At 62.3% G+C, this 23973-nt stretch carries 19 protein-coding genes and 2 tRNA genes; 17 read left to right on the forward strand and 4 right to left on the reverse strand.

Annotation, left to right across the window (positions count from 1 at the left end; genetic code table 11):
- Window positions 1–20 precede the first annotated feature (20 nt).
- The 3 genes from IPM84_07985 (at window position 21) to melA (ending at window position 2866) form a co-directional block, all read left to right on the forward strand.
- On the forward strand, window positions 21–812 hold the full coding sequence (locus IPM84_07985) for a class II aldolase/adducin family protein (GenBank protein ID MBK9092706.1): 792 nt from the start codon (window positions 21–23) through the stop codon (window positions 810–812).
- A 132-nt stretch (window positions 813–944) separates the two neighbouring features.
- A tRNA-Glu gene (locus IPM84_07990) sits at window positions 945–1020 on the forward strand.
- Window positions 1021–1084: 64 nt separating this feature from the next.
- A complete protein-coding gene (melA, locus tag IPM84_07995) occupies window positions 1085–2866 on the forward strand; it encodes an alpha-galactosidase (protein MBK9092707.1) in 1782 nt (593 codons plus the stop codon).
- A gap of 173 nt (window positions 2867–3039) precedes the next feature.
- Here melA and IPM84_08000 read toward each other — a convergent pair whose 3' ends face one another.
- From IPM84_08000 to IPM84_08010, 3 genes are all read right to left on the reverse strand, one after another.
- On the reverse strand, window positions 3040–4551 hold the full coding sequence (locus IPM84_08000) for an arginine decarboxylase (GenBank protein MBK9092708.1): 1512 nt from the start codon (window positions 4549–4551) through the stop codon (window positions 3040–3042).
- Between the two features lie 640 nt (window positions 4552–5191).
- Window positions 5192–5911: a hypothetical protein gene (locus IPM84_08005; GenBank protein ID MBK9092709.1), complete on the reverse strand. Its 720-nt coding sequence runs from the start codon at window positions 5909–5911 to the stop codon at window positions 5192–5194.
- A gap of 474 nt (window positions 5912–6385) precedes the next feature.
- A complete protein-coding gene (locus tag IPM84_08010) occupies window positions 6386–6640 on the reverse strand; it encodes a hypothetical protein (GenBank protein ID MBK9092710.1) in 255 nt (84 codons plus the stop codon).
- Between IPM84_08010 and IPM84_08015 the strand changes: the two genes are divergently transcribed.
- The 4 genes from IPM84_08015 (at window position 6628) to IPM84_08030 (ending at window position 12343) form a co-directional block, all read left to right on the forward strand.
- Window positions 6628–7785, forward strand: coding sequence for a nucleotidyltransferase family protein (locus IPM84_08015; protein ID MBK9092711.1), 1158 nt, complete (start codon window positions 6628–6630; stop codon window positions 7783–7785). The genes IPM84_08010 and IPM84_08015 overlap by 13 nt on opposite strands.
- 12 nt (window positions 7786–7797) lie before the next feature.
- Window positions 7798–9927, forward strand: coding sequence for a hypothetical protein (locus IPM84_08020; protein MBK9092712.1), 2130 nt, complete (start codon window positions 7798–7800; stop codon window positions 9925–9927).
- A 3-nt stretch (window positions 9928–9930) separates the two neighbouring features.
- The gene (locus IPM84_08025; protein ID MBK9092713.1) at window positions 9931–10788 is read left to right on the forward strand and encodes an SUMF1/EgtB/PvdO family nonheme iron enzyme; all 858 of its coding nucleotides are present in this window, start codon (window positions 9931–9933) and stop codon (window positions 10786–10788) included.
- Between the two features lie 61 nt (window positions 10789–10849).
- Window positions 10850–12343: a B12-binding domain-containing radical SAM protein gene (locus IPM84_08030; GenBank protein ID MBK9092714.1), complete on the forward strand. Its 1494-nt coding sequence runs from the start codon at window positions 10850–10852 to the stop codon at window positions 12341–12343.
- 49 nt (window positions 12344–12392) lie between these two features.
- Here IPM84_08030 and IPM84_08035 read toward each other — a convergent pair whose 3' ends face one another.
- Entirely contained in the window at window positions 12393–13358 is a 966-nt protein-coding gene (locus IPM84_08035; protein MBK9092715.1) for a hypothetical protein, read from the reverse strand.
- Window positions 13359–13538: 180 nt separating this feature from the next.
- Between IPM84_08035 and IPM84_08040 the strand changes: the two genes are divergently transcribed.
- From IPM84_08040 to IPM84_08085, 10 genes are all read left to right on the forward strand, one after another.
- Window positions 13539–14471, forward strand: a complete 933-nt coding sequence (locus IPM84_08040; protein ID MBK9092716.1) for an Rpn family recombination-promoting nuclease/putative transposase — start codon at window positions 13539–13541, stop codon at window positions 14469–14471.
- 43 nt (window positions 14472–14514) lie between these two features.
- Window positions 14515–14802 carry a PqqD family protein gene (locus tag IPM84_08045; protein ID MBK9092717.1) on the forward strand — a complete coding sequence of 96 codons (288 nt, stop codon included), beginning with the start codon at window positions 14515–14517 and terminating at the stop codon, window positions 14800–14802.
- On the forward strand, window positions 14792–15298 hold the full coding sequence (locus IPM84_08050) for a lasso peptide biosynthesis B2 protein (GenBank protein MBK9092718.1): 507 nt from the start codon (window positions 14792–14794) through the stop codon (window positions 15296–15298). The genes IPM84_08045 and IPM84_08050 overlap by 11 nt, the downstream gene beginning before the upstream one ends.
- Window positions 15299–17170, forward strand: a complete 1872-nt coding sequence (gene asnB, locus IPM84_08055; GenBank protein MBK9092719.1) for an asparagine synthase (glutamine-hydrolyzing) — start codon at window positions 15299–15301, stop codon at window positions 17168–17170.
- Window positions 17171–17298: 128 nt separating this feature from the next.
- A tRNA-Arg gene (locus tag IPM84_08060) sits at window positions 17299–17375 on the forward strand.
- A 201-nt stretch (window positions 17376–17576) separates the two neighbouring features.
- Window positions 17577–18284, forward strand: coding sequence for a response regulator transcription factor (locus IPM84_08065; protein ID MBK9092720.1), 708 nt, complete (start codon window positions 17577–17579; stop codon window positions 18282–18284).
- Between the two features lie 143 nt (window positions 18285–18427).
- Window positions 18428–19906, forward strand: coding sequence for a DUF4139 domain-containing protein (locus IPM84_08070; GenBank protein ID MBK9092721.1), 1479 nt, complete (start codon window positions 18428–18430; stop codon window positions 19904–19906).
- 305 nt (window positions 19907–20211) lie between these two features.
- Window positions 20212–21117, forward strand: coding sequence for a sigma-70 family RNA polymerase sigma factor (locus IPM84_08075; protein ID MBK9092722.1), 906 nt, complete (start codon window positions 20212–20214; stop codon window positions 21115–21117).
- Window positions 21118–21471: 354 nt separating this feature from the next.
- The gene (locus IPM84_08080) at window positions 21472–22473 is read left to right on the forward strand and encodes an LLM class flavin-dependent oxidoreductase (protein ID MBK9092723.1); all 1002 of its coding nucleotides are present in this window, start codon (window positions 21472–21474) and stop codon (window positions 22471–22473) included.
- A 26-nt stretch (window positions 22474–22499) separates the two neighbouring features.
- Complete coding sequence (locus tag IPM84_08085) at window positions 22500–23969, forward strand: FAD binding domain-containing protein (GenBank protein MBK9092724.1); 1470 nt, start codon at window positions 22500–22502, stop codon at window positions 23967–23969.
- Window positions 23970–23973: the final 4 nt, after the last annotated feature.

Here is a 23973-nt window from a genome sequence, read left to right on the forward strand (position 1 = left end):
CGTTTGACTCAGGAGGATGGATGGCTCAACCACGCTACGAACGGCCGCTGCCCAATGCCGGGCGGCCGCTGCCCATGACCGAATTAGCCTGGCGCAAGGAGGTGGTCTTCATTTGCCGCCTGCTGTGGGACAAAGGCTACGCCATTGCCAGCGATGGCAACGTCTCGGTCAAACTGGCCGCCGGGCGCTACCTGGTCACGCCCAGCGGCTTCAGCAAGGGCTTCATCGAACCAGATCAGTTGCTCATCGTCAACGATCAACTGGAGGTGGTTGGGCCGCAACATGGCGCGGCGCGGGGACTGCGGCCTAGCTCAGAGATGCTCTTGCACCTGGAGGCCTACCGCCAACGGCCGGACATTGGCGCGGTGGTTCATGCCCACCCGCCCGTGGCCATTGCCCTGAGTATTGCCGGCATCTCGCTGGCGCGCTGCCTGTTGCCAGAGGTCGTCATGACCCTGGGTCTGATTCCCACCACCGACTACGCCACGCCCGCCTCGACCGAAGGCGCCGTCATCATTCGCGACCTGATCCAACGCTATGATGCCCTGATCTTGCAGCGTCATGGGTCGGTGACGGTCGCCAGGACGCCGTTCGAAGCCTATCTCAAACTGGAGAAACTGGAGTCTGCGGCCAACATCACACGCATGTTGGTGCAGCTCGGCCAAGCAAGCCCCTTCCCGCCTGAGGAAGTGGGCAAATTGGTGCAATGGCGCCACGACAAAGGCGTCATGAAACCCGGCCAGGCGGAAGACTTCTGCGAGACCTGCGGCGTTTGTTTGCGCGACGGCCAATGCCGGCTCGCCGCGCGCTGAAGCAGAGCGATTGAAATCGCGCCCTTGCGCCCCGAATTCATTCGGCGGCAAGGCGCCAGAACGGCCCCAACAATTTGACGGGCACCTGCTTCTCTGGTAGAATCGTTCACGTCCTGGAAATAAACATGGTATGCCCCCATCGTCTAGAGGCCCAGGACATCACCCTTTCAAGGTGGAGACAGGGGTTCGAATCCCCTTGGGGGTACCAAGTAGCAGGCGAATCCTCACCACACGGTGAGGATTCTGCTTTTCCAGCGATCTCGGTGAGAACTATGTCCGCAATTCCAAAATTCATCCTACGCAAACTCTACGTCCCCCACAGCCTGCACAATCGCCATGATGGCTTTGAATTCAGCCTGAAAAATAACATTGGCTCGGCAACCGTGGTGGCGATCGCACAGCTCACGGCTGACGGTGAGACCTATGACGCTGGCGTCATCTTTGTCAGCGCGCGTGGCGGCAATGAGCGATCAGCCGCCTCGATCGAGGCACAGGCGCCCGTTGTCCTGGGCGGTGGTACCGAAGTGCGCGTGCGCGTGGAAGGCAAGCCGCTCACACTGGCAGCCAAACACCGCCTGCAGCTCAGCATATCGACGCGCGAAGTGGGCGATGTGGACCTTCCGATCGAAGACACGGCCGTTGCTGCAAACGATACAACGGCGCCGGCGGCAGCCCTTGCGCTCGAGACACCAAACTGGCGCCCGACGCGGGTCGAGGTCAGTGAGGCGACGGAGGCTGCGGCCGATCAGCGTCCGCTGAAGGTTGCCATCATTGGCGCCGGCAGCACCGTCTTTGCCCGCCAACTGATGACCGACATCCTGGCAGTGCCTCGGCTGCACGAAGGTATATTTGCCCTGGTGGACATTGATGCCGAACGCCTGGCATTGGCGCACCAGGTCGGCGAATACCTGGTCGGCCTCAGCGGTAAGCCCTGGCGGGTCATCGCCAGCACCGAGCGCGCCCAGGTCTTGCGCGACTGCGACTATGCGATCAACACCATCGAAGTGGCCGGACTCGCCAATGTGCGCCATGATTTTGACATTCCGCTCAAATATGGGGTCAATCAGTGCATCGGCGACACCATCGGCCCCGGCGGCATCTTCAAGGCCTTGCGTACCGGGCCGGCGTGGCTGGACATTGTGCGCGACGTCGAACGCCTCAGCCCACATGCGACCATTCTCAACTACACGAACCCCATGTCAATCCTCACCCTGGCCGCGTTGCAGACCACGGTTCTGCCGGTGGTGGGGCTGTGTCACTCCGTGCAGGGCACATCTCACCAATTAGCCCAATATCTTGACCTGCCGTATGCCGAGCTGCGCTGGCGTTGCGCGGGCATCAACCACAACGCCTGGTTTACACTGCTGGAGCACAACGGCGAAGACCAATATCCCCGCCTGTTAGCGCGCGCGCGCGATCCTGAGATCTACGAGAGCGATCCTGTGCGCTTCGAGATGGCGCGCTACTTTGGCGCCTTTGTCACGGAGTCAAGCGGCCATTTTTCGGAGTACATTCCATACTTCCGCAAACGGCCTGATTTGGTCGAGCGCTACACGCGGCCCGGCTACCGGGGCGAGACCGGATTCTATGCCAACAATTGGCCGCGCTGGCGTCAGGCCAACGATGAAACCGTCCGCGCGCTGCTGGCCGGGCAGGGCGAGATCAGCCTGGCGCGCAGCGAAGAGTACGCGGCCGACATCATCGAAGCACAGGAGTCGGGCAAGGCCGCGGTCATCTACGGCAACGTGCGCAATCACGGCCTGATTGACAACCTGCCCGACGGCTGCGTCGAAGTGCCGGTGTTGGTGGACCGTAACGGCCTGACCCCCACCCATTTTGGCCCCTTGCCGCCCCAATTGGCCGCGCTGAATCGGGCGCACATGGCAGTGCATGAGCTGGTGGTGCAAGCGCTGTTAGGCCGCGATGCGCAGGCTGCCCGCTATGCCCTGCTGCTTGACCCCCTGACCGCCGCAGTTTGCTCACCGGCCGAAATTGACGCCTTGTTCACGGAGATGTGGGCTGCGCAGCGCCCCTATTTGACCTATTGGGACTGAGCGAAAAAGAACCAGCCGTCTGGCTGGTTCTTGACGAGATGGGGACTGAACGAAGCAAGAACCAGCCGTCTGGCTGGTTCTTGACGAGGTGGGGACTGAGCGAAAAAGAACCAGCCGTCTGGCTGGTTCTTTGCAAGATGGGTACTGCGCAGCGGCAGCATGGCGGCGCGCAGTCAGGTGGGGATGCCGGCCTGTATCACCTGCGGGCGTTGGCGCAGACGCAGTGCCTTGATCCGGCGCGCGGGCACGGGCGTCGGCCACAAAGATGGATGCATCGGCACGGTCGGCGCCGGCTGACGCATCGGCGACTGATAGCCGATCAGTCGCATCAGTTCGGCTTGCGTTTGTGCCGCCTCCACCCGCTGCACCAACTGACCATCTTTCTCCTCGAAGATGATCCGCCGCGGCTCTGGGCTGAGGCAGTGATGCGCGCCGCCGCGGCCGGAGATCATCTGCTGGTAGGCGCCCACGCCGCAGATGGCAATCACCGTGCCGACGCCCGAGTCGGGCAGCATGAGCGGCGCCTTGCCTGGCCTGGGGTAGACATCATCTGAGTCACAGGTGCGACGGCTGCCCAGGCGCACGGCGCGCAGCGGACGATCCCAGCCATCGAGCGGCAGGGTGACAAATTTCTGGTCAGGCACCAGTACGCTGTCCGGTATGGACACCATCAGGCTGCCGTTGATCAGGTACCAATCGGGCTGCCCCTCGGCGCCGCGCTTGACCTGACCCACATCGAACAGGTAGACACTGTGATTGGCCACGGTGTAGCGACCGAATTCACCCACCAGGTCAGGCATAGGCACGCTGTATTCCAGGCACAGCGCGCGCATCTCTTCCATGAGCAGCGTGAGGAAGCCCGTGTAATCGAACTCAAAATCGAGCCGATAGCCAGAGGTGGGCGTGCCGCCGCCATAGTTGAAGAAACGCAGCGTCGGCACGCGCTGGCGCAGCTCGCAGTAGTTGCGAATGGAGGCGCGCAGCGTGGTCAGGAAATGGTCGGCGTCCTCAACCTGGCTGCCGATCATGGCGTGATACATCACCAGCGTGTGCGGCGTGCCGGCCAGTCCGGCGACAACGTCTGCCATCTCGCCGGCGGTCAGCCCAAAACGATCGTTGCCCAGGTGTGCGCCGTCTCGATTACCAGCCTCCCGCTCGCGCACGCCAAACTGCATGGGCAGCGGGCAGGTGCGCAGGGCGGCAAATTCGTCCAGGTCATCCAAGACTGAAATGACCGCTGCATGACCCGCGCGGCGCAGACGCAGGATGGCGTCCGTGTAATGCGGCTCCTTCGAGCCATTGCAGATCAGGTAGCGGTCCGCTTTCAGAATGCCCTGCTTCCAGAGGTGATGGGCAATCTTCACGTCCGCAGCCGCCGACGTTTCGTAGTGAGCGCCGGCCTCCAGGGCTGTGCGCACGACATCGGCCGCAAAATTGGCCTTGGTGGCGTACGCGTACAAAAATGTCCCTGCATAGGCAGTGGCGCGCGCGGCCTGGGCCGCCCATCCCATCATGCCATGCACCTGACGCGTGATCTGCGGCAGATACGCGAGTTCCAGGGGCGTGCCGTGGCGTGCCGCCAGTACATTCAGGTCAACACGACCACCCAGCATCAGGTGGCCCTGCTGACGGGACATGAAATCGGTCAAATGGCCTTCCGCTGACCGATGGAACCGGGACTGCATGAATGAAGCGAACGTCTGCAACTTGACCAGTGCCCTCCTAATGATCTATGCTCTGTCTGCGCAGCCAACCGCTGCGTTGCCTGGCGCCCATGATTTATGTGCGCGCAGATGAAAACGCCAGGCACAGGTTCATGTACCCAGCGTTGCGCCGCCGCACCGTATGGCGCGTTCGGCAAACAACTATTCGACTACCTTGACTAAGCGGGTTTGGTTGGCGCAGACAGGATCGCCCGCTGAGGGCCGATCATCATGTGGAGAGTGGTACTGTGGGCATAAAGAAGCCCGCTACCGGTTGGCTGCGGGCTGGCGAGAGGGGAACGCGTGCTTTCAGAGAAAGACGCGTCTCAGCCACCCAGCCTGCCGGACCGGTCGTACACTATCCCATTGGTTTCTGCGTCACGTACCCGCTTTGTAGAGCAAGCGTCCATAAAACCTCGAGAAAGCTCGCACGATGGTCAAGGGTGGCATCAAGCCACCAAGGCGTCCAGCAAACTGAGCGCCTTTGTAAGACCGTGTCATTGCACCCGATGTCGCAACGTCGCACGAGCGGCCAACAACCGTCATGATTCATGTTTGAATCAAGTGTAATTATTACACAAACCGGGGTGGATGTCAAAACGCGGAAAGGCGTTGATGCATTTCAAACGGATGGCAAACCATCTACGGGCGCCTGAAAGAGATCGTCGCGGATGTAGAGTTGCTCCACCAGGCGGCGGCTGAACCAGGCCCAGGGGCCAGGCCGAGCGCCAGGCAGGCGGTGGAGCGTGGTGTGCGGCAGCCAGGACAGCAGCGAAGACCACCAAAATTGGGTGGCGCGCCACGCGAGCTGCGCGGTCCAGGCAAAGACGAGGGGGCCGGCCGGGCAACCAGGCTCATCTTTGTGCAGCGCGGCGTGATCGCGGGCCGGGTCGTAGCCGGCAGAGTCAGGCAGAGCAAAGCTATAAAGATTTTGCAACAATGCAGGCGGCCGCTCTTCCCAGGTGGGCAAGTCAGGCCCAGAGATGCCCTGGGCCAGCGCCAGTTCGACCCAATTGGTGTGCGCGTAGAAATCTTGTACGGCATGCAGAATTCTGCCAACCTGATAGAGTGCGTGACCGGGGGATCTCTCGCCTGTCAACGTGCGACGACCATAAGTGGTCAGCCAGTCCCAGTGGGCGGCAACTTCAGTCCCATCGGCCAGGTTGGCGAAGTGAAAACGGAGGTTCTGTGTCCTGACCGCCGGTGAGGGCCAATGGGCCGCCAAAATGTTGTAGTAATCAACCGACCAATTACCCCACAAGACAACCCGCTGCGCGGCGACCGGCAAGGCGCTCGTGCGCAGGACTGCGGTTGTGATCCGCTCATGAAATTCGAAGCGCATGACTCCTCCATGAGGTAGCATCGGGATAGCATCGGGGCAGCATCAGGGTAGCATCGGGGTGGCATCAGGCGCAACCATACCACCAAGCCGCGCATCTGTCCAACACAACGCAGGCCCCAAACGGAAGATAGTGTACTTGCACGGCTGCAAGGTGTGCGCTATACTTACGCCCATCCTCAGGAAGTTTTGTTGCGCAGATTAACGTACGACCGCAGTGATTGAGTGCTCAGAGAGACGCGTTGAGCGGCGCACGAGTTTGAGCCAACAAAATGATGGTGATCCGTCAGATGTATTGCACAGCCACGGACCATCATCCACAGGATTCGATCAGTTCGCTGCCTGCCGCCTTGTGCGCCAGGCCCTGCCGGGGCGCGACTTGTGTCACGGCCAGCACTTAGCCATGCCAGGAGGATCATTCTATGACGTACACCAAGCCCACCCTCATCAAGCACGACGAACTGAAGTCCGTTACCTTCAGCAGCCATTAATCGTGCTCGAGATGCCGGCGCTGTGATGGCACTCGGTGGTCGTCGCTTCATCGTTGTCAAAACCGATGCCAGAAGTGACCAAAGTTGCCGGCAAACCCAGTCCGTATGCTTTCCCCCGCTCGCGCGTCTCTCTGAGCACTTGATCCAGGATCAGCAACCAACAAAAGACGAAAGCTGTATGACAACTTTCGTCTTTTGTTGTCTCAGCGTTCACACCGACCTGAAAAGATGAGCCGTCCAATTTTCCACCTGCTGGCGGCGCTGCGCACCGATGCCACGCCCCAAGCCTTCGACGACCCCAACCTGGCCTGGAATGACATCGTGGTGCAGGCCATCATCGTGGGCCTGGCGCCCATGCTGCACGAGCGCCTGTCTACCTGGCAGATCAACCTCCCGCCGTTGGCGCTCGCCAAGCTGCAACTGACACGCCAGGCCACCGCCCAGCGCAACCTCGACATTCAGCGCCAGGTGGCCGAAATCCTGGCGGCCACGGCTGCACGCGCCATCCCCACCATCGTGCTCAAAGGCGCCTACCTGAGCGCGGCCGTTTATCCGGCCCCCGACCTGCGCGGGATGAGCGACATTGATCTGCTCTTCCAACCCGCTGACCTCCCACAGGCCGCCGCGGCCCTCGCCAGCCTGGGCTATCTGGGCAAGCACAAGGCGGCCGACGAAGGCCCTGGCATCACCAAACACACCAGTACCTACAAACGGCCGACGGCCGCCGCCGACACGCCAAACCCATACCTGAGCACGAGCGGCGACCGCCACGTAGACCCTCACGGTTCGCTTGAGGAATGTTGGTTTGGCCTCTGTACCGACATCACGCCGGGCATCTGGCCGCGCGCGATGGCGCACACGGTGAACGGCCAGCCGGCGCAGGCGTTGAGTGCAAACGACCTTTACCTGCACCTGGCCGTACACCTCATCTATCACCTGCTCATGGGCAAACCGTCACTGGTGCAATTGGTTGATCTGCTGGTGGTCAGTCAGCGTTTGGCCGCGCAATTGGACTGGGATTGGCTGCTGCAACGCGCGCAGCAGACCCATGCCGCGCCTTTTCTGGCCGCGGCCAATCACCTGGCGCAGACGGTTCTGGCCGCGCCGGTGCCGGCCGACATCCAAACGCGTCTACTGGCCGGTCTGCCCGCCCATCTTCGCCGGACCATCGGCAGCCTCGATGCGGACAGCGTCATGCAACTCTCGCAACGCCCACCCCTGACCACCATGCGCCAGCGTGTGGCGCGCGGGATAAGCGAACGCCGCGCCACCGCCCGCTGGGCCACATCATCGGCCGGCCGCTGGGCCGTCTGGCGCAGCGCGCTGGCGGTCACGCGCACGGACACGGCGCGCCTGCTCGCCAGGCGCCTGGGCCTGATTCGTTAACCTGGAGATGCCTTGAAACCACATCAATTCTTGGGGACAGCCTTGATGGTTGGCAGCCTTGCCGGTTCGCTGCCGCGGCTGCAACAGCGACGGCATTGGGATGCCCAAAACCGCACGATCTCTCTGTGTGTGGACTACGACGACTGCGTGGAGATTAGCATGCGCAGCGGCGTGCCGTTGAGCGACCTGCTGCACCATCTCTGGCACGATGGCGCAAGTCACATCGCCATCACCGAACTGACCCTGGGCGACTTGCTGGCGAGTGGGCAACTGAGCGTGGCGCTGCCCGCAGTCGCCGAAACCGCTCCAACCCACCGCTGGTTGACCAGCCTTGACACCCGCTGGTTGACGCAGGTCAGCCAGGAACTCAGCGCGCGCATACCGGCGCTGCCGGTGCGTCTGCTGGAGATAGACGGGCGATCCTATGTGCAGATAGATGCCGATTTGCGCGCCCTGGCCGGCCTCACGGTTGGTTTTGATCCGCAGGCGTTTGCGCAGGCGCAGGCCGCGGGGCTGGAGCCGGTGGCACGCCCGCGTCATCTGGTCTGGCCGCCAGCGGACGCCATCGAGCGTTCACTGGCGCAGGCGGCCGAGCTTGGCGCCCGCCTGGTGGCGTTTGCCGGCAATTATGTGTTAGGCCACGAGATGTTCATGCAGGCCACCATCGCCAGCCTGCAGCAGCACGATCTAACCCCCGTTTTCTTCGCCGAAAGTCGCCATCAGAAGGGCGATTGGTTCATCGCTAAGGCGCGACTGCCCAACGTCGTCATCGGGCATGAGTTCACACCGCCCGAACTGGATATGGAAGACGAGCACGGCATGGCCCACCGCTGGGGACGCATGGCCGACCGCGGTGTGCGCTTCTTTAGCCTGCGCGCCATGCGCGGCGTGCATGCCACGGAACCGCTCAGCCTGCGCGGCTACATCGGCATGGTGCTGACCGAGCTGATCCACGAACGGGGTTTGCGCCTGGCCGGCAGACCCGACTTCCGGCCGATGGCCCACACCCACCTGCATGGTCATGACCATGCAGCCGACACGCAAACCCAGCCAGACGAGCACGGCCATGCGCACCAGCATGAGCACGAGTCTGCTGAGCACGGACATGAGCACCCAGCCGGTACGCACACCCCACAGGGCGAGCGCGACCATACGCACCAGCACCAGCAGCAGCACGAATCTGCTGAGCACGGGCATGAGCACGATCATCAGCCTGAGGAGCATGACATAGCCAGCAATCTCCGGGCTGAAAACCAATTATCGGCGCTGGCCCTGGCCGCGGCCGGCGCTGCAAGTATGGCCGTCGCCGGCGCACTCGACCTGCCAGAGCCGTGGGCGTCGCTGTTGACCGTGGCCAGTGGGGCAGCCGCGTGGAGCCTCACGCCGCTGCTTGACCGGCCGCGCAGTCACCTGGAGGAGCGCTTCCCGCCCAGCTATGCGCCGAAAGCGATTGCTCTGAGCGTGGCAACCGCGGCGCCGGTAGCTGCCCTGGCTGTCACCGGCCTGCTGGGAAGCAAAGCGACGCCAGGCCTCGACGGCCTGCTGCTGGCGGCGCTGATTGAGGGCGCAGGCGCAGCTGCGCTGGCCGCCACGGTGGCCGATGTGCCGTATGCCCTGCGCGCCGAAGAGTTCCGCAGCCTGAATCTGGACTGGGCGCTGCCGCTGGGCTTGACGGTGGGTCGCCTCATCGGCGGCCGGCCAGGTACAGCCGACCGGCAGGCGACATTGGCCGGTCTGGCTGGCGCCAGCCTTGCGGCTGCGGCTGCGTTTGGCCTGGGCAAAGCCGGTCTCCTGCCTGCAGATCTGGCAGGTCGCTGGGCGGCAGTGCCCATGCTCACCCATACGCATCATTTGTCAGCCCTGCAGGCGCGCCTGGGAGATCTGCAATTGGCCTTGAATCCGCAACCGCTGAGCAAATGGGGCTGGCTGCTGCCCGCGGGCCTGGCATTGGCGCACCTGGGGCGTGGTCAGGCAGACGCCCTGCCGATGCCGCTGCGCACTGGCGCCGCATTGCTGGCAGCCCTGGGCAGCATGGCACTGCTGGCGCCGTTTCGTCAGGGCGGCGTGCCGTTGACGGACACGCTGGCCGCGGCCGTGCAGGGCTTGACCCTGGCCAGGATCAAGCGGACGGGCGGAGACTGAAGTATGACGGCGCCACCGCCCCGCATCTACCTGCCTGCAACGGCCTGGCATTCCGCCTTTGCCCTGGTGCCAGCCGGCCCGTTCATCTACGGCCCGGAGCTTGTCTACGAGCGGCTGGAGGGCACGCGCAGCCTGCGCCCCCGCCAGACGCTCAACCTGGGGACGTTCGCCCTGGCCATCTATCCGGTCACGGTGGCGCAGTGGCAGCGCTTTGCAGGCGAAACCGGCTACCGCTGGCCCGGAACCTGGTATCACCTGGTGGAACCACCGCGCGGTTGGCTGCGACGCTTTGCACCCTGTCGCGATTACCCGCCGGCGATGGCTGACTACCCGATGGCAGATGTGACGCAAACGGACGCCCTGGCCTACGCGGCCTGGTTGAGCGACAAGATCGGCCAGGTTTGCTCGCTGCCCAGCGAAGAGGAATGGGAAAAGGCGGCCCGCGGCCATGACGGTCGCACCTACCCGTGGGGCGAGGAGCATCCGCGACCGGAGCTGGCGCATTTGGGCAACTGGGTAAAGCTGCGTTACTACGCGTACAATCTGTTCATCAAACCAGAGCGAGAGTGGGCACGCTCGGGCTGGTATTTTCGCTGCGGGTCCCCGTTGCCAGTGGGAGCCATCCCACAGAATGTGTCACCGTATGGCTGCTACGATATGGCCGGCAATGTCTGGGAATGGACGCGCAGCCCGTATCACCCCGCCGTACCCGGCTTTCACGTGGTCAAAGGCGGCTCATGGGGCTACAGCCCGCATCATACCCGGTGTTGCGTGCGCAGCGCGGCCAGCATTACCACAACCAGCGATCGCTATCATGCGCATGGCACCGGTTTTCGGCTGAGCATTCGCCTGTCAGCCTGACTCCCCGCCCGGTTCACCCAACGTGGCCGCGTCCACCAACACGGTATGAAAAGGAGACGCTATGACCAAGACAGTTTTCCTGATCAATTTCCGCAATCAGCGTGACATGTATCCGCCGTTTGGCATCATGTACGTGGCCGATGCCTTGATGCAGATTGGCTGCGAGGTGCGCATCTGGCACGAGACGGAAGATGGACTGGAGACCTTTGTCAAGGAGGTGGCGCGCGTGCGGCCGCTGTGGGTCGGATTCAGCACCATCACCGGGCCGCAGCTCAAGCCGACGATCGAGGCAACCAAACGGGTCAAGGCCCTGAACATTCCCACGGTCTGGGGCGGTGTCCATGCCACGATCATGCCCGCAGATGTGCTGCGTGAAGCCTACGTGGATTTTGTGATCGTCAACGAGGGTGAACAGACAGCCCAAGAATTTACGCATGCCCTGCAGAACGGCCAAGCCTGGGAGACGATCAGGGGGCTGGCCTGGAAAAACAGCGACGGCCGCGTGGTCACCAATCCTGAGCGCCCCTTCATTCAGAACCTGGACGACTTCACGCCGCGCTGGGACTTGGTGGCCGACATTCCGGCCTATTTCCTGCAATCAGGGCCGTATGACAAGGCGATTCCGGTCTACATCAGCCGGGGCTGCCCCTTCCGCTGCGGCTTCTGCTACAACGAAGTGGTGATGAAGCGCACCTGGCGTCAACATTCGGATGAGTTCATCGTACGGCAGATCAACTGGCTGCGAGACACTTACGGAGTCAATGCCGTTGATTACGCCGATGACTATCTGTTCGGCCGCATCAAACAGATGCAGCGCCTGATCGAAAAAGTACACATGCCCTGGAGTGGCCAGGTGCGTGTGCAGTTACTGAAGCCCGAATTCGTGCAGTGGATGCAGCAGACTGGCTGTCAGTGGGTCAACATCGGCGCAGAGAGCGGCAGTCAGGCGGTGCTCGACTCGATCAATAAGGACCAGAAGGCCGAATGGATCGTGTGGGGCATGCGCAACCTGGCCGAATATGCACCGCACATCGAGGCGAACCTGAGCTTCATCCTGGGGCTGCCAGCTGAAGAAAAGCTGGAGCGGCGGGAGACATTCCGCGTGATCGCCGAGGTGGCGCGCATCAACCAGAAAGCGCGCTGCTCAGTGGCGATCTACATGCCATACCCCGACACTCCCCTGTGGCCTGATGCCCTGGCGCGGGGATACGTGCCGCCTGCCACGCAGGAGGGCTGGACTGAGTTCGACATTCACAAGGGCAACACGCCCTGGGTTGATACCCGCCAGGGCGAAGTGATGTCCGATGTGTGCAACATCCTGTTTGTGGGACGCAGCCAGGGCCATTGGCTGCTGGCGCCCTACTACGCGCTGCTGCGCTGGCGCTGGCGTCACGATTTCTTTCATTTCTACGCAGAAGGATGGCTCAAGGACCAGATTTTCCGGTCATTGCGTCGTTCAGACACGTTACGCCGCCTGGGCAATCGAGCACTGCGCCGCGTGGTCAATTTCAACGACAACACCCACAAACGCAAACCTGGCGAGGCCATCGCCTGAGTGACTTGGGAAGTCTGCGGACTTCCGTCTGGATGCCCCGATACGGTACCTACTGAGCGCCCGGCAGCATACGACTCAACAGCGCCGGCAATGCCTCGACATCGGGCGCCAGGAGCAGGCGGAAGGCAGGCGCCGCTTCGGCCAGATGACCGAGAATGGAGAGATGCTGAGGAATGAGCGGCTTATCCCAGTTCTCGATGCTCTGTGGGATCATGGCCAGCAGCGCCTGCTGTGCGCTGAGCGGCTCGAGCGCGCTGATCATCAGCCCCGGTGTGATCTGGGGAAAACAGAGCGCGGCCGGCGCGGCGGTCTTGGTCCAAACGCCAGGATAGAGGCGCTCAGCCGCAAAGGTGCGCTTCTGGCGGCTGTGACCCAATGGGCTAAGCGGATCGGCCAGGATGGGCGCCATCTCAGGAAAGCGCGCCAGGCTATCGTCGAAGGCACTCAGGAGGCCCGGATAAGCCACCACTTCCAGATCAGAGCCGTCGGCGGCCAGGAGCGGGCTGTCGTTGGACAGAAGCGACCAGCCGGCGCGCAGCAGGCTGATGCCGGTCGTGGTCTTGCCAGCGCCAATGTCACCAATGATCAGCACGGCGCGGCCTGCACGGGCCGCGGCAAAAGCGTGGACGGTGAACAATCGGCGCCGACGCAAGAGCGGCGCCAGGCCGATGATCACCATGTCCTCAAGCACGCTGTAAGTGGCCAGGCAGGCTTCGCTGAGAAAGGCTTCGAAGCGCAGGGTGTTCAGGTCAATGCGCAGTTGCCCCCACTGCGTGAAGTGCGCGATCAGGCGTTGGTCATGCAGGAAATAGGCCAGGCGCCCTTCCTCGAACGTCACGGGCGTGCCTGTCGGCATGGCCGGAAGCACAGCGGCCCGGTGCAGCGTCACCATGATATCAGGCGCACCGTCGGCGCTGGCAAAGGGGCCAAAAATGACGCCGATGCGCTCAGCAATGCCGGCGTCGGCGGTCTGGATTTGGACGATCACATGTCGTAAACGATAATTTGCATGCATGAGGGCCAGTATAGCAACGAAAAGAGGGCATGCAAAATAAGGTCGTCTCTCACTTCCGGTGCGCCGTGTTCCGTCTTCGCCAACAGCCCTGCTGCATGACCCCGCGGGATTGACGAATGATGGCAAACGTCCTATACTTCCGTTGTCAGCCAGGTATGCACCAGCCACTCGAGGGACATCATGCCAAAAGTAGCGGATATTGGCGGCAAACGCCTGATCAGCCTTGCTCCGGACGCCTGGGCGCAATGGGTCACGCAGCGCAACGATGTGGTGGCACGCGAAGTGGTCACCAGTGAGTTTCAGTGGATCAGTCGCGCCAGCGATGTGCTGATGCGCTGCTTCAGCCCTGAGCAGGGCGAGTTCCTGCAATTGACGGAACTGCAAATACGCTACAAGCCTGGCCTGCCGCGGCGGATGCGAGCCTATGCTGGGTTGGCAGAAGAGACGTTCCATCTACCGGTGTTTCCGGTATTGATCAACATCTTGCCGTCCAAGCAGGGCGTCGAGGCGCCTGAACGTTACGAGTCTGAGTTCATGGGATTGCACGCGCGGCAGGATTACCGGGTCATCAATCTGTGGACGGTGGATGTCAACCTCGTTTTGCAGCGACCTCTGCCAGCACTTCTTCCCTTTACTCCGGTGCTGCGTGATGGCGCCCAACCGCAGGTTGTCATCCGTGCATTGGACATGTTACGTCAAGATGAAAAACTGAGCGATCTGGAGCCGCTCCTGGCCTTTTTCGCCAGTTTTGTGTTAGACATCCCGGTAGTACAACAGATCATGAGGTGGGATATGAACGTCTTGCGCGAATCGCCCTGGTATCAAGAGATCCTGGAGCAGGGTCTGGTCGAAGGCATGGAAAAAGGGATGCTGAAAGGGATGCAGCAAGGGATGCTGAAAGGCATGCAGCAAGGCATGCAGCAAGGTGCTCTCCGTCAACTGCTGCGCCTGGTGCGGGTGCGCTTCCAGATCGCGCCACCGAGTATCCAAATCAGACTGCAGCAGCTCAACGCCGACCAACTTGAACAGCTCGTAGATGTGGCGCTCGCGGCAGAGTCGCTCGACGAGTTCATGTTGCAGGTACCGGCATCGCCCGACAACGGCAAACACTAATCTGGCCCAGCGTTACTCACAGATCAAGTAACCAGGATATCACATGACCAAGATTATGTCTGGCAGTGTTCTGATGCGGGCGACCCATGCCACGCACCAGGTCGTGGCCAGCGAGGCAATTTTGATCCATCTCAACAGCGGGCAATACTACTCCCTCAACCAAACCGGAACCTGGCTCTGGGAGCATCTGGACGGCCAGACCGCCCTGGAACAGTGGGGCACGGCCCTGGCGGCGGCCTGCAACATCCCGGAGCAGGTCGCTGAGGTGACGCAAGACCTGATCGAGCTGGCTCAGGGGCTGGCCAATGAGGGCCTTGTTGTTGCCCGCTGAAAACCGCAGCCGTGTCGGGCGTCGCCTGCGCCGCGCAGCCGACGTGGCGCTGACGCTGCTCATGGCCCTGCCGCGACCGTCCGCATGGCGCCTGGGGTGGGAGATGTGGCGCATGAGTCAGCATCTCGATGCACGGATGACCGGCGCCCCGTTACCCCTGTTCCTGGCTGGCCTGACCCCGACCGCAATTGACCTGACTCTGCCATCGGCGCGCGTGCGGCGCCTGGCTGATGCCATCGCCGTGCTGCACATCGCCTCACCGTTGGGCATCTGCCTGCGGCGCTCGCTGCTGCGCTACCACTTCTTGCGCCGCTGCGGCCTACCGGTCACCATTGTCTTTGGCGCCCGCCGGCGTGGTGAGGCTTTGGGCGGCCACGCCTGGCTGACGCTCGATCAGCATCCCTACTTCGAAGCCGCAGAGGACTATCAACCTTTTGTCGTGATGGTCCGCTTTCCGCCGGAGGACGTGTCTGCACCGGCGTCAGGTCTCAGCTAGATGTGCGGGATCGCCGGGATTGTGCGCCTGCGCCCCGGGCCAGCCGTCGGCCAGGAACAACTGGAGAGGATGCTGGCCACCATGCTGCACCGCGGGCCGGACGATAGCGGGATTTTCCTGACCGATGAGTGCGGCCTCGGCGCCCGGCGCTTGAGCATTATGGACCTGACGGGCGGACATCAGCCGATGGTCACGGACGGCGGTCACCTGGCCGTCGTGCAAAATGGCGAGATCTATAACTACCCTGCCCTGCGCCGTGATTTGACCGCGGCCGGCTGCGATTTTCACACAACGTGCGACACAGAGGTCCTGCTGCATGCCTACCGGGCTTGGGGCCTCGACATGGTTGGTCGCTTGCGCGGCATGATCGCGTTCGCGCTGTGGGATGCCAAGCAGGCGCAGCTCCTGCTGGCCCGCGACCGCTTTGGAATCAAGCCACTCTATTATGTCGAACACCAGGGCGTCCTGCGCTTTGCCTCCACCATCCAGGCCCTGCTGGCCGACCCCACGGCGCCGCGGCGGCTCAACACCGACGCGCTGCATGAGCTCTTGATCTGGGGCTTTGTGCCCGGCCCGCAAACCCTCTTCCACGGTATCTTCAAGGTGCCACCGGCGCACCTGGTGATTGTGCAAGCCAGAACCGGCCAGGTGCAGCAGCGACGCTACTGGGATTTGCCGACCGCCGTGCAAAGTCAAGCGCCGCGCACCACGGCGGAGGCCAGCGCGCGCTTGTTCGAGTTGCTGCGCGACGCGGTGGCGAGTCACCTGCAAAGCGATGTTCCCGTTGGCGCGCTGCTCAGCGGTGGCCTGGACAGCAGCGGGCTGGTGGCCCTGATGCGCAGGCTGCACGGCCAGACCGTACACACCTTCAGCATCGGCTTCGAGGTGCCGGGCGCGCCGCAGTACAACGAACGGCCATTTGCTGAGTTGGCCGCGCGCCACCTCGGCAGCGAACATCACGCCATCACCTTTACCCTGGCCGATTTTGACCTACTGCCGGCTGCCGTCAGTCATCTGGAACAACCCCTGGCCTCGGCCACCTTCTTGCCCCTTTACCGGCTCTACGCGGCCTGCCATGCGGTCGGCATCGAAGTAATCCTGACCGGGGAAGGGGCCGATGAGCTATTTGCTGGCTATGGCTGGTACCGCGGCGAGCGCCTGGCGCATAGCCTGGAGCGCCTGCCGGCTCCGCTGCGCCGTCAGGCCGGCCGCCTGCCCGGTGCATGGCTTTCGCCCGCTGCACGGCGCGTCCTCGCCTTAGGGGCCACGGCTGACCTGCATGCACGTTACCAGGCGTGGCAACAGATCGGCAACCTGAATGTTGCCGACCTTCTCAACCCAGATATGCACACGGCTGGAGAGGCGACGGCGCCTCTGCTGCACCCGCCGGCCAGCTCACGCCTGGGACAGATGCAGGCGTTGGAGGCCCAAACCCGCTTGCCTGATTTCATCAACACCGAAGTGGACAGCATGAGCATGGCACACAGTGTGGAAGCGCGGGTGCCCTACCTGGATCATCACCTGTGGGAGGCCGTCATGGGCTGGCCTGAGATGTGGCGCCAGGCCTGGGGACAGCCGGAGAAATGGCTGCTGCGCAAGACACTGGCCCCACTGCTGCCCGCGGCCATCGTGCAGCGTCGCAAACAAGGCCTGGCATCGCCGCACAGCCTGTGGTGGCAACAGCCACGCTTGCCCGCGTGGGCAACCGACGCCATCAGCAGTCGGTCCCTGCGCCAGCACGGCCTGTTTCAAGCGGCAGCCGTGGCTGACCTTCTGCGCCGGCAGCGCGCCGGTCAGCCTGGCATTGCATCCTACCTGACGGCCGTTCTCAGTACGCAGGTATGGACAAGTACGTTTCGGGTGTCGTGGTGAGCGCGCTGTTCACGAATGAAACAAGCCCTACCAGTTCCAGCGGCTGCTCTTGTCGGCCCATACCGGCGGCCCCTGCAAATTTGGCGCCCCTGCGGCTTTGTGCTACAATTTTGTCTGTCAGTCGAGATGCCCCAGTAGCTCAGTGGATTAGAGCGTCTCCCTGCGGAGGAGAAGGCCAGGCGTTCGAGCCGCCTCTGGGGTACCATGCAGTCTGGGTAGGTGAAGAGAGTCGGTCGTCTTGGGCCGGCTCTCTTTTTTGTGTCTGCGCCTTGGACGAGCGAGCGGACTGTGCTGCCGATTGAGTTGCGCCGCAGGCAATTTGGGATTACAATGAACGCGTGGTTAGGAACGAGAGTTAAACACGATTGATCTCGCATCAGTGCCCAGAAAGGATGAGAGTCATCCCATGACCAAACAGACCATTCTCGCCGTTGATGACGAAGCGCGCGTGCTACAACTACTGCGCACAACTTTGCAGTTAGCAGGCTATCACGTGCTGACAGCCGGTGACGGCCTGGAAGGTTTGCAGATCGCGCAGCAACCCGGCGTGGACCTGGTTCTGTTAGACCTGGGGCTGCCCGGCTTGAATGGTTTTGATGTGTTGGTGCGCTTGCGCCAGGTGAGCGACATCCCGGTCATCATCATCACGGCCTGGGAAGAGGAGGACAACAAGGTGCGCGGCTTGGAACTGGGCGCCGATGACTACCTGACCAAGCCGTTTGGTCGGCGTGAGCTGTTGGCGAGAATTCAGGCGGTCATGCGGCGCTACCATCCAGAACCGCGGCCGGCAGCGGCCGGCGTTTTTGAAAGTGGGCACCTGCGCGTTGACCTGGGCAAGCGCCAGGTCATGGTCGCTGGCAGCGAGGTACATCTGACGCCCACCGAGTATGGCCTGTTAGCCGAATTTATCAGCCACCCCGGCCGCGTCTTGCTGCATAGCTACCTCCTGAGCACGGTCTGGGGGCCGGAGTATCGAGAAGACGTGACCATCCTGCGCGCCAGCATCTACCGCCTGCGCCAAAAGATCGAAACGGACTCGACCCACCCGCAGATCATCCGCAGCGAGCCTGGCGTGGGCTATCTGCTCATTCAACTCTCCAACTCACCGCAGTAGGGAACCCGGCCCACAAGCGGTGACCGCGCCCCACTGGAACCTTTCACCTGCCGTGCCCGTCTCCCAGGCAGCAAACGCTGACCTTCAGCCGCGGACGCACGTGACGCCCGTGTCATTGCCACGAATAGCAAAAGGAGTGCATCATGTTAGCACCAAGCAGACGATTTTTCAGACAACGCACCGCAGCCACCCTCCTGGCCGTTGTGCTTCTCCTCGCGACTGTCATGCCGACCCCGGCCTGGCAGAACAGCGGCCCCGATACCGGGAGCAGGGCCGTTGAGTTGACTGTGTACAACCAGGACCTAGCCCTGGTCAAGGAGACGCGACCGTTGACCTTGACCCTGGGCCTGAACGAAATTCGCTACACCGATGTGGCCGCTTTGATTGACCCAACCAGTGTCCGCTTCTCCTCCCGCACTTCACTGACCGGCACACACGTGTTGGAACAAAACTACGAGTATGATCTGGTGGGCGCGGAAAAGCTTCTGGAAAAGTACATTGACCAGCCTATCGAGGTCATCACCGAAGACGGCAGCGTCTACCAGGGCAAGCTGCTCAATGGCAGCAGCGACGTCATCCTGATGGCGGACGACGGCAAGGTGACGGTTCTACGTCGCGAACAGATCCGCACCTTCACCTTCCCGGCTCTGCCTGAAGGCCTGATTACCCGCCCCACCCTGGTGTGGACGGTGGACACTGACAAGGCCGGCATCCATACAACCGATGTCACCTACTTGACGCACGGCATCAGTTGGCGAGCCAACTATGTGCTGTTGCTGGCCAAGAACGAAAAAACCCTCGACCTCAACGGCTGGGTCACGTTGGACAACCGCAGCGGCATCACCTACCAGGATGCCAAGCTCAAACTGGTGGCCGGCGACATTGCCCGGGCCGCAAACATGGGTGTGCAGAAGGTGATGGATTACGCGGCGGTGGAAGCGCCACGCGCCGCCCCCGGCCCGCAGGTCAGCGAGCGGGGTTTCTTCGAATATCATCTGTACGAGGTCAACCGTCCGGTCACGGTGCGCAACAACCAGACCAAGCAGATCGAATTTGTTACCAGCACCGGCATCACCACGACGACGTTCTTCGTCTACGACGGTTCTGGCATCAGCTTCGGCGGTTACGGCCCGGTGTTCGATCAGGCCTACGGCAGCACGGGGCAGACGAAGGTCAATGCCATGCTGGAGTTTTTCACCGGTAAGAAGAACAACCTGGACGCACCCCTGCCGGCAGGCGTGGTGCGCATCTTCAAGCCGGATGAGGACGGCGCGGCGCTGTTGATTGGCGAAGATTCCATTGACCACACGCCCAAGGGCGAGAAGATCCAACTGTATGTGGGCGATGCGTTCGACATTGTCGGCGAACGCACGCAGACCGACTTCAAGCGCCTGGGCGACAAGGTCGTCGAAGAGACGTTCAAGATCGTCGTGCGCAATCGCAAGGAGAGCGCCGTCGAAGTGCGTGTCGTGGAGCACCTGTACCGCTGGAGCCAGTGGGAAATCGTGCAAGCCAGCGACAAGAGCTACAGCAAGCCAAACGCCCAGACGATCGAATGGCGCGTGCCGGTGAAGGCCGACGACACGACGGAGATCACCTACACCGTGCGTTACAGCTTCTAAAAGAAACTAAGCCAGGCTTCCGGAGTCTTGAAGACTTCGGAAGTCTACGAGTATTGCTGCACAGGCGCCCATCTTCGGTCACCCAAAGAGGGCGCCTGTGTGTTTTCCGAATCCGTCAACCATCTGTCACACACCACGTAAGCTACATCCTCTCTGCTTTTGGAAGACATGCTACAGTGAAATTGTCCACATGTGCTACAATTTTTGCTGATAGCAGCGCAAAATGATCAGAAACCACTGTCTGATCACCATCGTAGACCTGGATACGCAGCGTTGAATTGTGGGCAAGAGATAGAGGTGGCTGCATGGGATTATATGCGGAACAGATCGCCCAAACCCCGTTACTCGATATTCACAGGGAACGCCTGCTGGCGCAGCACATGCTGGCCGGGAAGATGGCCCGCCAGAACCTGCGCAGCCGAGCGGCCATCAGCGAGGCAGAGCGGTGCGAATTAGAGACACAACAGCACCAGGGCGAACGGGCGCGTCAGGATCTAGTCCTGGCCAATCTGCGTCTGGTCTTTAGTGTCGCCCGACGCTACCAGAGCCTGGGCCTGCCAACAGAGGACTTGGTGCAGGAAGGCATGGCCGGCCTGTTGCAGGCCGTGGAAAAGTACGACTGGCGTCGAGGCACCAAGTTCAGCACTTACGCCGTCTGGTGGATTCGCCAGGCCGTGACGCGTGCCTTGTCCAACCAAAGTCGTACCATTCGCCTGCCATCCTACCGCGTCGAACAGTTGAGTAAAATCTACCAAACACGCGACCGCCTGTCACAGCGCCTGGGGCGCGATCCATCCACCGAAGAGATCGCCGAGAGCCTGAGCTGGGCAGCCGAACAGGTCAGCTACGCCCTGCGGTTGGGAGACATGCAGGCGGCATCGCTCAATGCGCCGGTCGCTGGCGATGGCGATGACAAGAGCGAGTGGACGCTGATGAATCGGCTCAGCGACACGCACGCGGCCGAGCCGGTGGATCAAGCCTACCGCTCACTCCTGTACGAGGCGCTCAATCGGGAACTGGCCCACCTCGATCGACGCGAGGCCGAGATTCTGCGCCTGCGCTTTGGCCTGGGCGGCGGCCATGAACACACGTTGTCTGAGATCGGCAAGCACGTGGGGCTGACGCGCGAACGCGTCAGGCAAATCCAGAAAGAGGCCCTGGCCAAATTGATGGCTGCGCCTGGCCTCACGCGCCGTTACGATCCTGAGTAGTCTCCCGCCTGATCGGTAGTTGCGTTCATGAGCGACGTAGCGCAAGTAATCAGCGTGAAAATTCCCTCATAGGTGACAGCAAACAAACGTTGCCCGGAGACTATCTCCGGGCAACGTTTGTTTGCCGGCGGCGCAGGCCCGGCGACTGCAAGTCGCTGCAACGACTGCGAAGCCACCTGCGTGGGCTATGTCCCAGGACTGAAATGCACCCGCGCAAACGATACAGGTTGACTTGCCAAAGGTTCGCTGGTAGAATAGAGTTCACGCCCAATAGAAGTCATCTGAGAGAAGTCATCTGAGAGAAGTCATCTGCTAAAAGTCATCTGCTAGGGGTCATCCAATGGAGGTCATTCAATGCCAGATCGCGTAGCCCTTTACCTGCAAGACAAACATGATATTCGTGAAGGAATGGAGTACGTCAAGTACGCCGAAGAGCGCGGCTTCGAAGCCGTCTGGCAGGCGGAATCCCGCCTGGTACGCGATGCCATCGTGCCGATGGCCGCCTTCGCAGCGGTCAGCAAGCGCATCAAGATCGGCTCCGGCGTTATCAACAACTGGACGCGCAACATTGGCCTGCTGGCCGCCACCTTCCTGACCCTCGATGACCTGGCGCCCGATCGTATCATCTGCGGCATCGGCGCCTGGTGGGATCCCCTGGCCAAGAATGTCGGCATCGAGCGACGCAAACCTCTCCTGGCCATGCGTGAAACGATCGAAGTCATGCGCCGCCTGCTGCGTATGGAAACGGTCACCTTCCACGGTGAGTTTCACCACGTGACGGGCATCGAACTCGATGTCGTACACGGGCGTCACGAACCACGTCATGTGCCGATGTTCATCGGCGCAACCGGCTTGGAGATGATGAAGCTGGCCGGTGAGATAGCTGACGGTGTCGTGCTCAACTACTGCGTGCCGCCAGAGTACAACACACCGGCCCTGACCGCCCTGGCAGAAGGGGCGCAGCGCGTCGGTCGCAGCCTGGCAGACATTGACCGGCCGCAACTGGTGGTTTGCTCCGTGCATACCGATCGCCGGCAGGCCATTGATGGCGCCAAAGAATTACTGACGCAATACCTGGCCCAGCAACCCCACATCGCCAAGGCCAGCGGTGTTGCGCCCGAGGTGGTGACCCAGATCCAGAGCATCCTCGGCTGGCCGGCCACGCATGAGCAGGTGCGCGCAGCGATGAAATTCGTCCCCGATGACCTGGTCCTGCGAATCAGCGCCACCGGAACGCCCGACGAGGCACGACAAAAGGTGCGCGAGTATGTCGCCAACGGCTGCACCTGTCCCATTCTGTACCCGATGGGTGATGTCAAACTGATGATTGACACCTTTGCTGACGGCTACGCTTGAGGCGCGGCGCCCCTCAGAACAAACTTATGACTTCTTCCACCTGGAATCTCTACCTGGCGCCCGCCACCCTGGCTGAGGCGCTTGATCTCCTGGCTGAGTACGGTGACGACGCTCGCATCATCGCCGGCGGCACCGACCTCCTGCTCGAACTGGCGCGCGGTGTGCGCTCACAGCGGGTTCTGATTGACATCGCGCGCATCCCCGACCTCGCGACTGTGCGGCTGGATAACGACGGCTGGCTACACCTCGGCCCGCTCGTCACCCACAACCAGATTGTCACGTCCCCCCTGGCGGTACACCATGCCTTTCCCCTGGCGCGTGCCTGCTGGGAGGTTGGGGCGCCGCAAATCCGCAACCGCGGCACTGTGGCCGGCAATGTCATTACCGCGTCCCCGGCCAACGACACCATCACGCCGCTGTGGGCGTTGGACGCGACCATCACCCTGCTCAGTCACCGCGGGCCGCGCACGCTGACATGCGCGCAGTTCTTCCAGGGCGTGCGACGCACCGCGCTGGCGCCTGATGAATTCCTGCTTGACATCGCCTTCCCCGCCCTCACTGCGCAGGCCAGCGGCGCCTTTCTCAAGCTCGGGCTGCGCCGCGCTCAGGCCATCTCCCTGGTCAATGTGGCGGTCGTGCTGCACTGGGATGGCAACCAGGTGCGTCAGGCCGCCATTGCCCTGGGCGCCGTCGCGCCGACCATCCTGCGCGTTACGGAGGCCGAGCAGGCGCTTGTCGGTTCAACCCTGGACGCAGCGGCCATTCAGCACGCCGCGTCCCTGGCGGCGGCCGCCAGCCGTCCCATTGATGATGTGCGCGCCAGCGCCGACTACCGCCGGGTCATGGTGGAAGTCCTGACGCGGCGCGCGCTCAGCGTGCTGCACACCCGACGAGAACGGGACGGATGGCCGGCCACCCCAGTCACACTCGGTCCGGACGCAGCGCAAAACCATGCCGCGGCGCCAACGGTGTCGGCTGGCTTCACGACTGCCAGCCCGGTACACTTTACACTCAACGGACAACCGGTTAGCGTCCACCATGCGACCGGCAAGACCCTGCTGGATGTGCTGCGCGCGCCGGCCGCAGATGGCGGCGTTCACCTGACCGGCGCCAAAGAAGGCTGTGCAGAGGGCGAATGCGGCGCATGCACAGTCCTACTCAACGGCGCGGCGGTGATGAGTTGCCTGGTGCCGGCGCCGGCCGCGGCCGGCTGCACTGTCACCACCGTGGAAGGCCTGGCCGGGCGCGACGGACAGACCGAGGCGCCCCACACACTGCACGCCGTGCAACAAGCTTTTGTCACGGCCGGCGCCGTGCAATGCGGTTATTGCACCCCCGGCCTGCTGATGTCTGCCACCCGCCTGTTGGCCGAAAACCCGGCCCCCAACCGCAGCGCGATCGAACAGGCTTTGGTCGGCAACCTCTGCCGATGTACTGGCTATGCGAAAATTGTCGAGGCGATTCTCAGTGTCAGCAAACAGTCACAGCCATCCTAAATTC

It is taken from the genome of Candidatus Amarolinea dominans (genome assembly GCA_016719785.1).
GTDB classification, from domain to species: domain Bacteria; phylum Chloroflexota; class Anaerolineae; order SSC4; family Amarolineaceae; genus Amarolinea; species Amarolinea dominans.